Annotated in this window: 1 pseudogene; it reads right to left on the bottom strand. The window is 36.6% G+C overall.

What is annotated here, in order from left to right:
* A pseudogene (locus QWI17_RS09925) lies at window positions 1-306 on the bottom strand (alpha-amylase); the annotation flags it as partial.

Here is a 306-nt window from a genome sequence, read left to right as displayed (position 1 = left end):
AACTACATTGAAATTTGGATATTCTGTCGTAATTGCTTTTACCCATTTTGCCATTCCTTCTTTGTCATTATATGGATATGTATCGACACGCATTCCGCCTAATTCTGCATATTCTATCCACCAAATTGCATTTTGCGTCAGATAATTTAGCACCAACGGATTTGATTGATTCATATCTGGCATTGTATAATCAAACCAACCATTCAACGCTTCTTTTTTGTCTACTTCTGCCGCGTTTTTATCAAATTGGGTTGTTGTACGATAATTGGAACGACGGAAACCATCTTTTCCTCCAGGAAATTTGTG

The organism is Gilvimarinus gilvus, assembly GCF_030518155.1.
Lineage (GTDB): Bacteria > Pseudomonadota > Gammaproteobacteria > Pseudomonadales > Cellvibrionaceae > Gilvimarinus > Gilvimarinus gilvus.
This window is presented reverse-complemented; position numbering and strand designations above follow the sequence as displayed.